17 protein-coding genes and 1 pseudogene are annotated in these 13,653 nt (G+C 34.8%); 6 read left to right on the forward strand and 12 right to left on the reverse strand.

All coding sequences use genetic code 11. The annotated features are described in order from the left end of the window. Positions 1–156: 156 nt before the first annotated feature. Both AADV52_RS02690 and AADV52_RS02695 read left to right on the forward strand, forming a co-directional pair. The gene (locus AADV52_RS02690) at positions 157–1,497 is read left to right on the forward strand and encodes a dihydrolipoyl dehydrogenase family protein (RefSeq protein WP_003626318.1); all 1,341 of its coding nucleotides are present in this window, start codon (positions 157–159) and stop codon (positions 1,495–1,497) included. Positions 1,498–1,795: 298 nt separating this feature from the next. Next, positions 1,796–2,074, forward strand: coding sequence for a hypothetical protein (locus tag AADV52_RS02695; RefSeq protein ID WP_014918737.1), 279 nt, complete (start codon positions 1,796–1,798; stop codon positions 2,072–2,074). Between the two features lie 256 nt (positions 2,075–2,330). Here AADV52_RS02695 and AADV52_RS02700 read toward each other — a convergent pair whose 3' ends face one another. From AADV52_RS02700 to AADV52_RS02755, 12 genes are all read right to left on the reverse strand, one after another. After that, positions 2,331–2,951: a tyrosine-type recombinase/integrase gene (locus AADV52_RS02700; protein ID WP_014918738.1), complete on the reverse strand. Its 621-nt coding sequence runs from the start codon at positions 2,949–2,951 to the stop codon at positions 2,331–2,333. A 116-nt stretch (positions 2,952–3,067) separates the two neighbouring features. Further along, positions 3,068–3,706: a hypothetical protein gene (locus AADV52_RS02705; RefSeq protein ID WP_014563534.1), complete on the reverse strand. Its 639-nt coding sequence runs from the start codon at positions 3,704–3,706 to the stop codon at positions 3,068–3,070. 311 nt (positions 3,707–4,017) lie between these two features. Continuing rightward, complete coding sequence (locus AADV52_RS02710) at positions 4,018–4,566, reverse strand: DNA adenine methylase (RefSeq protein WP_014918739.1); 549 nt, start codon at positions 4,564–4,566, stop codon at positions 4,018–4,020. A 64-nt stretch (positions 4,567–4,630) separates the two neighbouring features. Then, complete coding sequence (locus AADV52_RS02715; protein ID WP_014918740.1) at positions 4,631–5,332, reverse strand: DDE-type integrase/transposase/recombinase; 702 nt, start codon at positions 5,330–5,332, stop codon at positions 4,631–4,633. Positions 5,333–5,420: 88 nt separating this feature from the next. Beyond that, entirely contained in the window at positions 5,421–6,827 is a 1,407-nt protein-coding gene (locus tag AADV52_RS02720) for an ISLre2 family transposase (protein ID WP_126096181.1), read from the reverse strand. Positions 6,828–6,951: 124 nt separating this feature from the next. Then, positions 6,952–7,269, reverse strand: a complete 318-nt coding sequence (locus tag AADV52_RS02725) for a transposase (RefSeq protein ID WP_014918742.1) — start codon at positions 7,267–7,269, stop codon at positions 6,952–6,954. 16 nt (positions 7,270–7,285) lie between these two features. Beyond that, a complete protein-coding gene (locus tag AADV52_RS02730) occupies positions 7,286–7,525 on the reverse strand; it encodes a helix-turn-helix domain-containing protein (RefSeq protein ID WP_227028475.1) in 240 nt (79 codons plus the stop codon). Further along, positions 7,507–7,941, reverse strand: coding sequence for a transposase (locus AADV52_RS02735; RefSeq protein WP_003626328.1), 435 nt, complete (start codon positions 7,939–7,941; stop codon positions 7,507–7,509). Before AADV52_RS02735 ends, AADV52_RS02730 begins: the two co-directional genes overlap by 19 nt. Positions 7,942–8,086: 145 nt before the next feature. After that, on the reverse strand, positions 8,087–8,947 hold the full coding sequence (locus AADV52_RS02740) for a transporter substrate-binding domain-containing protein (protein ID WP_014918743.1): 861 nt from the start codon (positions 8,945–8,947) through the stop codon (positions 8,087–8,089). A gap of 11 nt (positions 8,948–8,958) precedes the next feature. Next, complete coding sequence (locus AADV52_RS02745) at positions 8,959–9,699, reverse strand: amino acid ABC transporter ATP-binding protein (RefSeq protein ID WP_014918744.1); 741 nt, start codon at positions 9,697–9,699, stop codon at positions 8,959–8,961. Positions 9,700–9,708: 9 nt separating this feature from the next. Continuing rightward, a complete protein-coding gene (locus tag AADV52_RS02750) occupies positions 9,709–10,383 on the reverse strand; it encodes an amino acid ABC transporter permease (protein WP_014918745.1) in 675 nt (224 codons plus the stop codon). Beyond that, positions 10,364–11,023, reverse strand: coding sequence for an amino acid ABC transporter permease (locus tag AADV52_RS02755; protein ID WP_014918746.1), 660 nt, complete (start codon positions 11,021–11,023; stop codon positions 10,364–10,366). Before AADV52_RS02755 ends, AADV52_RS02750 begins: the two co-directional genes overlap by 20 nt. A gap of 374 nt (positions 11,024–11,397) precedes the next feature. Between AADV52_RS02755 and AADV52_RS02760 the strand changes: the two are divergent. The 4 genes and pseudogenes from AADV52_RS02760 to AADV52_RS02775 all read left to right on the forward strand — a co-directional run bounded on the left by AADV52_RS02760 (position 11,398) and on the right by AADV52_RS02775 (position 13,449). Continuing rightward, a pseudogene (locus tag AADV52_RS02760) lies at positions 11,398–11,809 on the forward strand (MerR family transcriptional regulator). A 108-nt stretch (positions 11,810–11,917) separates the two neighbouring features. Further along, positions 11,918–11,992 carry a hypothetical protein gene (locus AADV52_RS02765; protein WP_227028481.1) on the forward strand — a complete coding sequence of 25 codons (75 nt, stop codon included), beginning with the start codon at positions 11,918–11,920 and terminating at the stop codon, positions 11,990–11,992. Between the two features lie 196 nt (positions 11,993–12,188). After that, entirely contained in the window at positions 12,189–12,797 is a 609-nt protein-coding gene (locus AADV52_RS02770; protein WP_014918748.1) for a putative quinol monooxygenase, read from the forward strand. Further along, positions 12,772–13,449 carry a sugar O-acetyltransferase gene (locus tag AADV52_RS02775; RefSeq protein ID WP_014918749.1) on the forward strand — a complete coding sequence of 226 codons (678 nt, stop codon included), beginning with the start codon at positions 12,772–12,774 and terminating at the stop codon, positions 13,447–13,449. Before AADV52_RS02770 ends, AADV52_RS02775 begins: the two co-directional genes overlap by 26 nt. Positions 13,450–13,653: the final 204 nt, after the last annotated feature.

Here is a 13,653-nt window from a genome sequence, read left to right on the forward strand (position 1 = left end):
TCCTTCTTGAATAAATATTATCAGAATACTTAATAGTTTCTATTTTAAGGATCTGATGTTTAAGCTTATTTAAAAGGTTTTAAGCAGATAATTTTGCTTCTTTTCGGTTAAGTATTATCTTAAATTATAGTAAGTAAATGGAAGAAGGATTTAAAAATGAAAAAGTTCGACATTATTCTTATCGGTGCAGGTCCAGCTGCAATCAATTTTAGTATAGCCACTCAAGGTTCAGACAAAAAGATTTTAGCAATTGAAGGCGATAAATTTGGTGGTACCTGCCCTAACTATGGTTGTGAACCTAAGATTTTCCTTGAAGGTGCAGTCAGAAATGTTTTATCTAGTCAATTGTTGCAAAACCGTGGTATTGCTCAAGCAAGTACGATTGATTGGAACACCTTAATGAAGACTAAGAAAGCTACTTGGAAGAATATGCCTGCTGCTCAAGAAATGGGCTTTGAGAACTTAGGCATCGATACCTTACATGGCTACGCTAAGTTTGTTGATAATCATACTGTTGAAGTGAATGGTGAACAATATCAAGCTGATAAGATCGTGATTGCCACTGGTCAAAAGCCAAGAAAGTTGAATTTCCCAGGCTCTGAATATACGCACAATAGTAATGATGTTTTAGATTTGGATAATTTACCCAAGAAGACCGTCTTCATTGGTGCCGGCATTGTTTCAATGGAAATGGCTACTTTGCTCGCAGCTGCTGGCAGTAAAGTAAGCATCGTTGAATTCTTAAGTCGCCCAATGATGGCATTTAGTGAAAAACATGTCATGAACACAGTTGAAGACATGAAGAAGCGTGGAATTGATTTTTACTTCAATCAGGGTGTAAGTGAAATTAAGAAAAACGATGATCAATATGAAGTCATTACTTCAGCTGGAACTAAGCTAACTGCTGACTATGTAGTTGATGCTAGCGGCCGAATTGCTAATGTTGATAAACTTGGCCTGGAAAATACTGATGTGCAGCTTTCTAAGCGCGGCAGCATTATTGTTGATGACTATCTTGAAACTAATGCTAAAGGAGTTTATGCTGCTGGGGATGTCATTGAAAAGAAACAGCCTGCACTAGTTCCAACTGCACACTTTGAGGCAACATACTTAGGCGATCAGCTTGTTAATGACAAACATGATCCAATTCATTATCCAATCATTGGGGCATCTGCTTTCACTTTCCCACAAGTAGCTCAAGTTGGTGTCAGTGTTGATGAAGCTAGAGATAATGATGAATATACCGTTGTAGATATGGATCATATGTTTAATACAGATATGGAATATGCTGGTAAAAATGATCAAAGCGCTAAATTAAGCTTGGTTTACAACAAGCAAAATCAATTAGTTGGTGCAGCTGAAAGTAGTCAAAATGCCATTGATGACTTGAATGGTATCATCCCACTGATCGGTTTAAAGATTACCAAGGAACAATTAAACAATAGTTATCAATTAATCTTCCCTGCTGTAAACTTTAAGACTGAGTTTATGGGGTAAAGAAAATTGTTGTTAATTCAAGTATCATTAGTAAATACGTTCTTAGTCAAAAAAGAGAGGTAAATTAAGTGCTGGTTCCACAATTGCTGATATTTCAGCAATGATTGCACATGCTACTGGACATGAAAATTGCAGGAACGTTAGTTGATGCTTTTAGTTTGGCTGCTACATCTATGAGTAATAGATTATATAACTATAATAAAGCACATAAACATAGTAAAGTGTATATTGATTTGAATTACACTTCTACATATTCGTTCCATACATTTTAAGATTTAAATACACGAGGTAGTTAAAAATGGAAAATAAAATATGGGTGTCTGCAATTCTATTAATAATAATTTTAGCAACTGGCGCTACCCCAACCTATAAAAATTATCGTTATTGGCTTCAAAGAAAATTAGGTTATTGGAATGCACTAGTACCAATAGCAATATTAGTAGTTATGAATTTAGTAGCTTGGAACTGGTCTGGCAAGGTCACGCTATTATTTCTTTTGCCTGTAGATTTGGTGTTTATTTTTGACTCTATAATTACTTATTTTGAAATTTCTCATATTAAGAGAAATAAATATTAAATGTCTAAAAAGTGTCTGGGAAATAACTAACTCTCAGATACGAAAAGACGATCATTTTAACTCTTGATTTGAGTTACTTGACCGTCTTTTGTCAATGTCATTAAGTTAAAACATTGACAAATCTGACTTTATGAACCGAATCAAATGATTCGGTTCTTTTTATTTTTATTTTAAAAAGAAAAAGTGAGCAGAGTTTATTAGCCCTTCTGCTCACTTTCATCATATTATCCGTTCTTTCATAGAAAGGTTGTGATAGTTAGTCAAAGTTTATAGTATCTAATATGTGTTCTCTTGTTTCTTGATCTAACCCAAGATAGGTCAACGTTACCTCTTCAGAACTATGGTTAAGTAACTTCATCACTAATCCAATATTATGGTTAGTTTGTTCATAAACTTTAAAAGCTCCAGTTTTTCTCATAGTATGAGTTCCCAAATAAGGAATATTTAATATCTCACCTACTCTATGCATAATCATATAATATCTTTTTCTGTCTATATGTTTATCAGGGTTAGTGAAAGAAGGAAATAACCACTCGCTTGTAAATACTTGTTGTGCTGGATGATCTTTTTGCCACTTTTCTAACCAATCATAATATTCTTGTAAATCTTTAACTACGGGTTTTAAATAAAGAACATTTCTTTTCTTTGTTTTCTTATCAATAGTATATGCGTTCCGCTTCATACTACCATCATAATCATATACATCTGACTTTTTTAATTTTAAAACATCACTAACTCTTAGTAGTGTCGCTTTACCCACTTGAAAAATGGTGTAATTTCTTACTCCAGTTTCAAACTTATCGTGAAGACAGTCTTGAACACTTTTTAATACCCAAGCATCCTTGATAGGTTTAACGATTTTGGCTTTTTTATTCACTTTTCAGTTCATTCCTTATTTCAACTACAAATTAGCAATTTAAAGCTACATTTGATTAAATTATTAACCTGCTATATTTTTAAGGCTCTTAGAATCGCTCTCTCAGCATCTGGAATTTACGCAAAATCATCTAATTTCAAGATTTTTTCTGAAATACCTTTTTTATCAATTTTCATTGTTTTCTTTATTTTGTTTGCAACTTCAGGATCAAAGTATTTACTAAAATCATTTAATTCACTAGAACTAATATCTTCTTTTAATTCAAAACTTTTTTCTTTATCATATTGACTTCGTTCAATCATAATTTCATACATACTAATCCAAGGTCGAATATTTTTTAAAGCTTGTTGCTGCTGAAGTACTTTAAATTCTTTGATTCCTTGAACATCCAAATTTCCCAAAAACAATATATTTTCACATTTCTGAATCTTATCCGGGACAAATAAATCAAACTGCTTTTCTTCCAACAGTTCATCCAAGTCATAGCATAATACACTTTGTAAGGGCATTTTGTTAACGCTCCGATTCTTAGTGTCTTTGAACTTATCCATTAACATCCAAATAAAATATTCTCTTTCAAAGATAATTGAAGTTTTAGCACTTAAATCGAAAGGCATTGTAATTGTGGGTAATATTGTTTTATTTTTGTTTTTTTCATTAAATCCAAAATAATCTAAAAGTCCATTATCAATACTTTCTGTCTTTTGTTTGTTTCCAAAATCTACTTTTATAATTTTGTCGTTACTTTTAGTCATATTCTTCGGCCCTTTCCATTTGTTTAAAGTTATCCACAGGGCTAACTCCTTGAGCTTCCTACGTTTTCCTACATCTAATGTCTTTTTTATGTATATTTTAATTATAACATTAGATGTTTTTAGATTCAGTGTAACTCCTTGTTACATCAAGCTTTTTAAAAGTTTCTACTAGTGTCTTTTCTATGGAAAGACACTAGCAGAAACAAATGCTAAAAACAAGGATAAGTTAAAACAATCAAAAAGCCGGATTCATCACAGGTTTGTAATCCCGCGATGAATCCAGCTAATTTTCAATAAAAAGATCAAATAGTTTAGTAGGTGGTAATAATTACTTCACCAACTTTGCCTCTTTTTGTGCCATTACTGTTGATTGATCTTTTTGCTTGTACATGGTGAATTTTAAATTCTGGATTTGAATATAACTTTGCAGTTAATGGAAGATCAGCATTAGATAGCATTACATTAACACCCTTAGATGCTAATTGTAGAGCTGTATCACGTAATATTTTTTGTTGAACTAATCCAAACCCATTAGGAGTATAATTTGTAAAGTTTGCTGTCTGATTGACAGGAATATATGGAGGATCAAAATATACAAAATCGCCTTCCTTAGCAGAAGTGATAGCCTCCGTATAATTTTGATTTAGAATTTTTACATTATTTTCTTTTAAATATTTACTATCTTGTATAATTACTTTTTCTGGAACGTTAATCTTTTTGTGAGAACCATAAGGTACATTGTTTTGCCCTTTGCTGTTAACTCTCCACAGCCCATTGTAACCAGCCTTATTTAAGTAAATAAAGTGTACATTTGAGTACCTTAATATTTCTCCTGTACGGTCTACCGATCTAATAGACAAATGATCCGTACCGTGTCAAGTAGACAGTTAAAATATATAAAATGAAATTGATTAACCAACCTGTTTATGCAGGCTGGTTTTTCTTTGCTTTGATTTTATCCCACCATTCTTTATAACGTTTATCTGACACAATTTTATAAGTACTTATATGTTCTGGATCTGCTTTTGCTTCTACTCTTACTTGACCAGCTGTTTTACCACCAAATCTTTCTTGAGGATCACAGTTGATGTAATAATCTATCGTTTTATCAAATGCATCTTTCATTTCATCATAAGTCTTAACATCTGGATATAGTACATCAAGCATCTCTTTTATTAATCCTTGCCATCCTTCCATTGGACCGTTATCAATACAGCGGCTAACTCTCGACATTGATTGGGTCATGCCATGGTCTTGTAGTTTCTGTGCAAATGGTTTGCGAGTGAATTGAAAACCACGATCGCTATCAAGCATGGCATGACTGTTTGGTTCTTTAGCCCAAGCATCGTCTAGAGCAGCTTGCACTAACGCTATATCATTACGTCTACTAAGGGCATAGCCAACTGGATATCTATCGTAAAGGTCAAAAATTGTGCAAAGAAATATTTTTTGATCGTGGCCAGGAATCTTCTTTTCCGTGATATCTGTGCACCATTTTTGATTGGGCTTGTCGGCATTAAAATCACGTTTAAGCAAATTTTCTGCTGTCTCTTCGGGCGTTGACGGCTTATAATGATATTTTTTATTGAAGCGACCTTTGCTCGTTCTAATTCCATTAACGCACATAATACGGGAAACTGTTCTGCGATAAACAACAGGGTAAGTGTCAATATTTTTGCGGTAGGCTATTAACCATTAGTCTGACCTTAATTTCTTAAATATTTATTTGATTTATTTTTCTGCTAAAATCGTTTAAATAGCTATGTCCTGCTGTTAAGCTTTCAATGGCGCCGTGATGAATGCCCAGATGAGCTTCATGCGTCTTTCTTAGGCTGGCACGAACTGCACCTTTCAATTCTTCCTGATCAACAATATCGAGCTGTCCACCTGCAAATTCACTGCTAAGCCAGTATTCCAGCTCTTTGTTTTTAATGCAAGTCAGCACACGCAGAATTCCTTCGGCACCATCTTCTGACCAGTATTTTCCTTGCCCTTTGACGCGATAAGTATACTTGCGGTGATTGCTCTCACAGCAGCCAATTGCCTTAATTACTGACAAATGACGCATCTTAAACGGCTTAATATCCACCCAGCGACGATGAAGATAGCTGCGCAGGCGCCTTAAATTCTCATGATTTTCTGGCGTATTCAGCTCATCAATCAGATTGCTTTCAATCGTGTCTAAAATCACGTCAGTCAAGTGACGGTCATATTTAAACTCAACTGCACTGATCAATTTGCTTGGCATAGCCGGCATGAAGCTTAGACGATCTTTAATCTTTTTATTCAAGTGAAAGACATCCAAGAAGTGTTCGTGCTGCCGGCAATAGCCAACTATTTCATCAAAGTCTTTCTTGGCATAGCCAGCACCGCCATCGGCATTACTGATGATTAAAGTATCGCTTAAGTCATAGGTATTGGCTAAATAAGCTTTAATTTCTTGCAAAGCATCCAAGCGGCTTAAAGAAACAAACTCTTTGGCCTGTACTCTCTTTCTGCGCGTCTTGCTTAAATTAATAATATCCTCGCAGACTTGATAGCGATGAAATTCCAGTCGCTTCTTGGTGCCTTTAATCACAACGCCATCGCCTTCAAGATAAAGCACTGGCACCTTTTTCTTTTGAGCAATACCATCGTATCTTTCCTCAGACTGCTGCTGTGCTTTAATCTGTTTTCCTGCTTGCACAATCAGCTTGCCAACTTGACTATGGCTAATATTGAAACAGGAGAGAGTATTAACAGCTAAAGCAGTATTGCGGTAAGTTGCCACGGCGCTAACCTGCAAAATATCCTTCACTGCCAAAACACTGTAACGCTTATATTTGTCATAGCCCATCAGCTTATCCAGTGGATATTTAGCCTTTTTGCCAGGACAAGCATATCTTCTGCGCCAATAGCTGATTTCACCAAAGGCAGTCACCACTGAACGCTTATTTTTCTTCTCGATCTGATAGCCTTGCTTTTTAGTCTCTTCAACTAGACCAGCATCAACTTCTTCTAGTGCTGCTGTCATCAATTCTCTAATCAGATCAAAGAAATAGCACATTAATGCCTTTTCACGGGCAATAACATTATTTTCAGACTTAATAATTTTTACGATATCAGCTATAATAGATTCCATAAAAGACCAGCTTCTAATGTGTTTTTTTCGTTAACATCAGACTACTGGTCTTTTTGTTTTAGCTCAAGTCCAAATTCAAAGGACTTGAGCTTTTTTAATTATTTATTCAACTTACCGCAAAAAATTATACACTTAGAACAACAGGTTCTCCTTCTTTTCGCTGAGCATTTAAAGCCATGGTCATTTTAGGTGAACCAAAGAGGCTATTATTGCTCTTGGCGATTTCTTTGATTTGCTTAAGTATTTTTTGATCACGAATTTCTCCCTTACTCGGTTTATGATGGAGCCACTTATAATAAGCCGATCTAGCCACTTGAACAGTCTTACAGATCCAACCAATTGGCCAGCTGCAGTCTTGATGGCATTCCTTGATCAATTGATATATTTTTTGTTTTAAATCATGTCTAAACGCTATTTGCCTTTGTTTTGGTCCAACAACCACTCCCTTTCTAAGTCCCTCACTTTTTTAAAAGCATATTTTCTCTTTGGCTTATTTCTAGCTGTCTTTGTAATTCTTTGACTTGAAGCTGGATCTTTTCAAGTTCAGATAATTCGCTTTGTGAACGTTTGCGGCCACGATTATCTTTAAGTCCTTCATTCCCTTTGTGTTCATATTTCTTGCACCAATTGTAGACTTGGGCATAGCTGCAGCCGTACTTCTTGGCTGTTTCTTTGTAATTTAAATCATGGTACCGCAATACTTAACTATTTCTTCTCGTTCTTGTTGGTTTGTTTTCTTTCTAGTCATCTTGTAAACCTCTGGAGTAGGGTAATAATTTTTAAGTCTTCGATGACTATTATACTTAGAAACCCAATTTTTTAATTGAGTAGAACCTCTTAATCCGTATTTATTAGCTAATTGCTCATAGGAGCCTTGGCCATTTAGGTATGCTTTAATGCATTTAAGTTTAAATTCTTTAGTATAACTCTGATTGTGTTTATGTACTTTTAAAGCATCTGGTCCCTTTAATTTGAAGGAGTCCATCCATTGATTGACAGTTCTACCACTAACACCAATTGACTTAGCAATTTGTGCATATGACAATCCACTATTCAGATATTGCTGGACTGCAGCAAGCTTAACCTCATAACTGAATTTACTTTTTCTGGATATAAAAAAATGATCCTACTTTCATAGATAACACTTTTATATATTTGTGTTGTCTACTTAAGTAGGATCATATCAAAACCTTAATCTAATAGGATTTTGTTTTTGAGTAGAAGTCTAGAACCTGTTAAAAATAGTTTTTTTCAAATGTTTATCTCAATACAATATCAGTTGGCTTAATATCCTTACCAAAGTAAGGCGCTAATTCTTTTTGATAATTCTGTACAAAGAAGCCTTCCTTCGTTAGTTTAGTAATCTCATTATTTGTCCATTTAAGCAGTGAACGATTGCCCTTCTTTACGGCTGGGGCCACATACTGATGAGGTCCAATACTCTTAATGCCAACTACATACTTAGGATTTTTCTTAACCCAAGCATAAAGGTAAGAATTGTCATCAGCTAAAGCTGCACCACGACCATTCTTCAATGCATTGAATTGCTGCGTCTTAGAATCAAACTTTAATAAATTAACTCCAGATTGCTTTGCAAAATAGTTTTCGGCAGTTGTTCCCTTGGTAACGATTAACTTCTTGCCCTTCAATTCTTGCGCACTGTTAATTGGAGCATTTTTAGGTGAAATTACTCCAACTGATACTTTCATATATGGTTTTGCAAAATCAACTACATCTTTACGTTCAGGAGTTACTGTAAAGTTAGCTAAAACGATATCCGCTTTATTTGAATTTAAAGTATCTACACGATTGTTGGCATTGACTTGTATAAAACGAATTTTAACGTTTAAATCTTTGGCAATTCTGCGAGCCAAGTAAACATCATAGCCTACTCTCTTGCCTTGATCATTTACCCAGCCATATGGTGGTAAATCACCAAAAACTGCAACTCTGATATAACCACGACGTTTGATTTCTGAGACGCCATTCTCATTGCTCCAACGGCTGCCAGCAGTACCGCTGTTTAAGTTAGGTTGTGTAAAACCAAAATAAGCGGCACTTACCACGACTATTAGAGCAACAATACCCATAATAATGTTAAAAATATTTTTCTTTTTCATTGGCTTTATCCTTAATAATCCATGCTGTCTAAGAATTCTTTAGCTCTTTGCGTCTGAGGATGATCAAAGAAGTCTTTTCCTGGAGTATCTTCTAAAATATGTCCATTTTCTAAGAAAAGTACTTCGTCCGCAATTCTAGAAGCAAAGTTCATTTGGTGGGTAACAATAATCATCGTCATATGGTCACGTTTAGAAAGGCGTTCAACGATTTCTTCAATACCGCGTACCATTTCTGGGTCAAGGGATGCAGTGATTTCATCCAAAAGCATTACTTCCGGCCTCATTGCTAATGCACGAACGATGGCTACTCGCTGCTTTTGACCGCCTGATAATTCTCTAGGATAAGCATTTAGATATTGATCTAATCGCACTTGTTTTAGCAGTTTAATTGCTTCTTCTTTAACCTCGTTTTCATTTCGTTTTTGTACTTTCACTGGGGCAAGCAAAACATTTTCTATCACAGTAAGATTTGGAAAAAGATCATAGCTTTGAAAAACCATACCGATTTTTTGTCGCAGCATTTGCCATTCTTTTGGACTAGGATTAATTTTCTTTCCATGGAAATAGATAGCTCCATTTTTATAATCCTCTAACCCATTCAAAGTTCTAAGCAAAGTACTTTTACCAGAACCTGATGGTCCAAGTAATGTTAATACCTCACCTTTTTTCAACGAAAAATTGATGTCATGTAAAACTTGACGGTCGTCATAAAACTTATCTAAATGCTCAACTTTTAAAATTTCTTCTGTCATTGTGCTCACCTATTTGCTTTCCTTAGTTAATTTCTTAGCCCAAGCTGATAATGGATAGTCGAGGACAAAATATAAGATAAATATCAGTCCATAAACCCAGAAAACACCAGTTGGATATTGCTGATTATTTGCTTCGATAATTTGCTGGCCAACATTAATTACTTCCATAATGCTGATGACAAGTAAAAGTGAAGTGGTTTTAATTACTCTAGTTGCTAAGTTGATTGTTGCAGGAAGCTCTAACTTAACTGCTTGTGGCAATAATACATATCTAAATAATTGGATTTTGCTTAAGCCTAATGCCAGTCCCGATTCACGCTGGCTCTTAGGTACTGATTCGATTGCTCCGCGAACAATATCGCTGAATTCTGCTGCTACCCATAGTGAAAATGCCAAAACTGCCATCCAAGTTGCTGGCCAGTTAACATGAAAAGTTCGTGGCAAAATATAATAGACCAAGTAAAGTAAAACGATTGTAGGTACTATTCTGAAGAATTCTAGATAAATTCGTAAAACAAATCGAATGATTTTATTAGGCAAAGTTCTAAGAATACCAAAAATAGTTCCAATAGCTAAACCAATTATTAAAGAAATAGCTGCAATCCAAATGGAAGTCCAAAGACCTGCCATTAAACGAGCAAAATTGCTCCCTTCAAATAAAACGTTAATTCCCGAATGCACCATAACGAACTCTCCTTTCAAGCCAAGTTAATAAAAGAATTACTGGGATCAAGATAATTGCATAAGCAATAACCAACATCAGTAAGTATTCATTGGAACGGTAGTACATGCCGATTAAATCTAAAGCTGTATTGGTTAATTCAGGGATTGCAATTACTGAAAAAATGGATGTTTCTTTAATTAAAAAGATAATATTAGCTGTTAAAGCAGGCAAGCTTAATGCAAAGCCTTGTGGGAAAACAACATAGCGCGCTAATTGAAAACGGCTCATTCCTAATGCTTTTCCGCTGTTAATTTGGCTAGTAGAGATACCATTGAAACCACCAGTAAATCCCTCAGCCATGTATGCTCCACCTAGGAAAATTAAACCGATAATACCGCAAACTTCAGCGGACATTTTTATTCCGATAACAGGAAAAGCGTAGTACAAGAAAAATAATTGAATTAAAAGTGGCGTATTTCGTGCTAGTTCAACATATGCTGTCATGATCTGACTAATTACCGATATTTTAAAATATTGTGTGAAGCTAGCGATTATTCCAACAATAATCGAACCTATTATCCCGATTAGCGATAACCAGATCGTGAGTCCAAATGCATGGGCAAATAATGGCAACGCTTGTTGTATGATTGACCAATTCATAAGATCTTACCTCCCAAAGACCAAACAAAAAAGGATCCACGAACCAATTCAGTTCGTAGATCCTTAAATAGCTAAATAAAAAAATCAAGTTAACTATAGATTATATCGAAGTACGTCATGCTGAATTAGCGTATGCAAAAAAGTATTGTCTTTTGGACAACATACACAGTTTTGACATACAGCTTGTAAATTCAACATGTTAGTACTCCTTTCTTACTTTTAGTAACTCTTGTTAACTATTAGTGTAAACTCATGCTTACTTATTGTCAATTGATTTTTATAAATTGAGCATAAAAATCGATTATGAAATATTTGAAAAATGCTTGACTTGGAGTTAACTCCAAGTAGTATCTTAAATTCAAGAGGTGAATCAAATGACTGATCTAACTATTACAGATGTTAGTGAAAAATACCACTTAAAACCAGATACCCTTCGCTATTACGAACGGATTGGCTTAATCCCTGCTGTTCCTCGTAAAAAGAATGGCAATCGTTACTATAACGAAGGATTACAAAAGTGGGTCGATCGAAATGATTGTTTGTCTGCGGCATTCTGGAATTACCGTAGAAGCATTGGTCGATTAGGTTAAGTTAATTGAGCAAGGTGATTCTACCCTGCAAGCTCGTGAAGATTTATTAAAAGAGCAACTTGCTTTACTTGAAACTAAAAAGAAAAATTTGAATCGTTCAATTAAACGTTTAGAGCATAAAATTTCTCTTTATGAAAGCGGAGAAATCAAGCAAGGTAAAAGTTATTTTGAAGAATATAAGATTTTAGATGATTAGGAGCAAAAAAATGAAAGATTGGACTAAAGAAGAATTAGATGTTTTAAACAAGATAACTACTGTCCAAAACCATCCTAATGATGATGAGGGCCAGAGTCCCCTATTTGGGTGGTAACCAACAATAATCACGTTTATTTAAGAGCTGGTAAAGGCAAAGAAAGCAAATGGTACAAGTCGGGTTAAAAAAACGGTGGTGCCATTGAATTTAATAATCAAACCTGTCCAGTAAATTATGTAGCTGTTGAGGATGAAGATAAAATCAAAGCAGTAACAGATGCTTACGAAGCAAAGTATCATGGTCAATATCCAATTGATATGATGGTATCAGACAAATGTGCTACGGCAACGGTGCGTTTAGATTTACAGTAAGAGGCATATTATGAAATTAATCAATGCACCAATTATGCGGATCTTTCATTTAAATATTAATGCCCCAAATCGAACGGCTTTTGTAAATGAAGGTAAGCATAATATGATGACGTCAATTAAAAATGAACCAGGAACTTTATTTATGCTTGCTGGACATGATGATAAATTAGGTGAAAGTAATCATGTGATTGAGTGTTATCAAGACGAAGAGCATTATCAAATCCATGCAAATTCACCTCAATTCAAGCATTATGGTCAAGTTGCTAAAAAGATCATTACTGGTACTGAAATGATTAATTTAAAACCAGAATTGGTAAAAACTAGTACTACTATTTTTAGAGTATTTGAAGATCAAGATATAAATGCGATGTTAACTAAGATTAAGGTAAGAAAAGAAACTAATTTTGATAAGCTAACGAATAGCAATACGGAAATTATTCTGGCTGGTCAAGATAAAAAGAATACTGGTGAAGGATGGGTCTTGGGGCTCTCTCCTAGTTCAATAGCTGAGTTAAACTTAGCAGATAAAGCAGAAATCCTTGATCAAATCAAGCTAAAGGTTGATATCCTAGTCGATCAAGGAAGTTTAAGTTATGAAAGAAGCAATAATAATGACTAAAACAGAACATGAGAAACTTTTAGCTGGTGAAGAATATGACTATCGTGATCTAGAATTAAGAAAGATGATTGCGAAAGCTCATCGTTTAATGCCAGTGATTAACGATTTGTCTGATCTTGAAAAACGTCAAACTGCAATTAACGATTTATTTGGTCATGTTGGTGAAGGCTTGACTATCAATGGTAAAATCGATGTTCTTTATGGCAATCATATTAGTTTTTGTGATAATGACTTTATCAACGATAACGTTCGCTTTCAAAATTCAAACTTGATTACTTTAGGCGATCGTGTAATTATCGCTCCGGATGTTAAATTTTATTGTGGAGAGCATGCAATTGATGCCACTAAACGTTGGGGCACCTATGAAAATGGTCAAAAGTATTTAATCTCTTTTACTGGACCTATTTCTGTTGGTAACGACGTTTGGATTGGCGGGAATGTTACAATCATTGGCGGTGTTCATATTGGCAATAATGTCATCATTGGTGCCGGTGCCGTTGTAACCAAGGATGTACCAGATAACACTGTTGTTGTTGGCATCCCTGCCAAGAAGATTAAAGATTTAAAACCGCTAAATCAGAGAGGCAAAATTATGAAAATTGATGCTTTTGCACATATTTTACCTCCCCACTTTTATCAAAAAATGCTATAACTTGAACCAACGATCCCACAGAAATTCCCTTTCATTAGGATTAAAAGTCTTGTTGATCTTGATGAAAGATTAAATACTTGGCCAGATGACAACATGAAGCAAGTGATTTCTTTTGCTAATATCAATCCAGAAGATTTTGTTGGCCCCGACCAAGCAGCTAAATTAGCTGACAAAGGAAATAAAGAATTGGCATAAATCGTTAAA

The sequence above is a fragment of the Lactobacillus helveticus genome (assembly GCF_046109915.1).
Lineage (GTDB): Bacteria > Bacillota > Bacilli > Lactobacillales > Lactobacillaceae > Lactobacillus > Lactobacillus helveticus.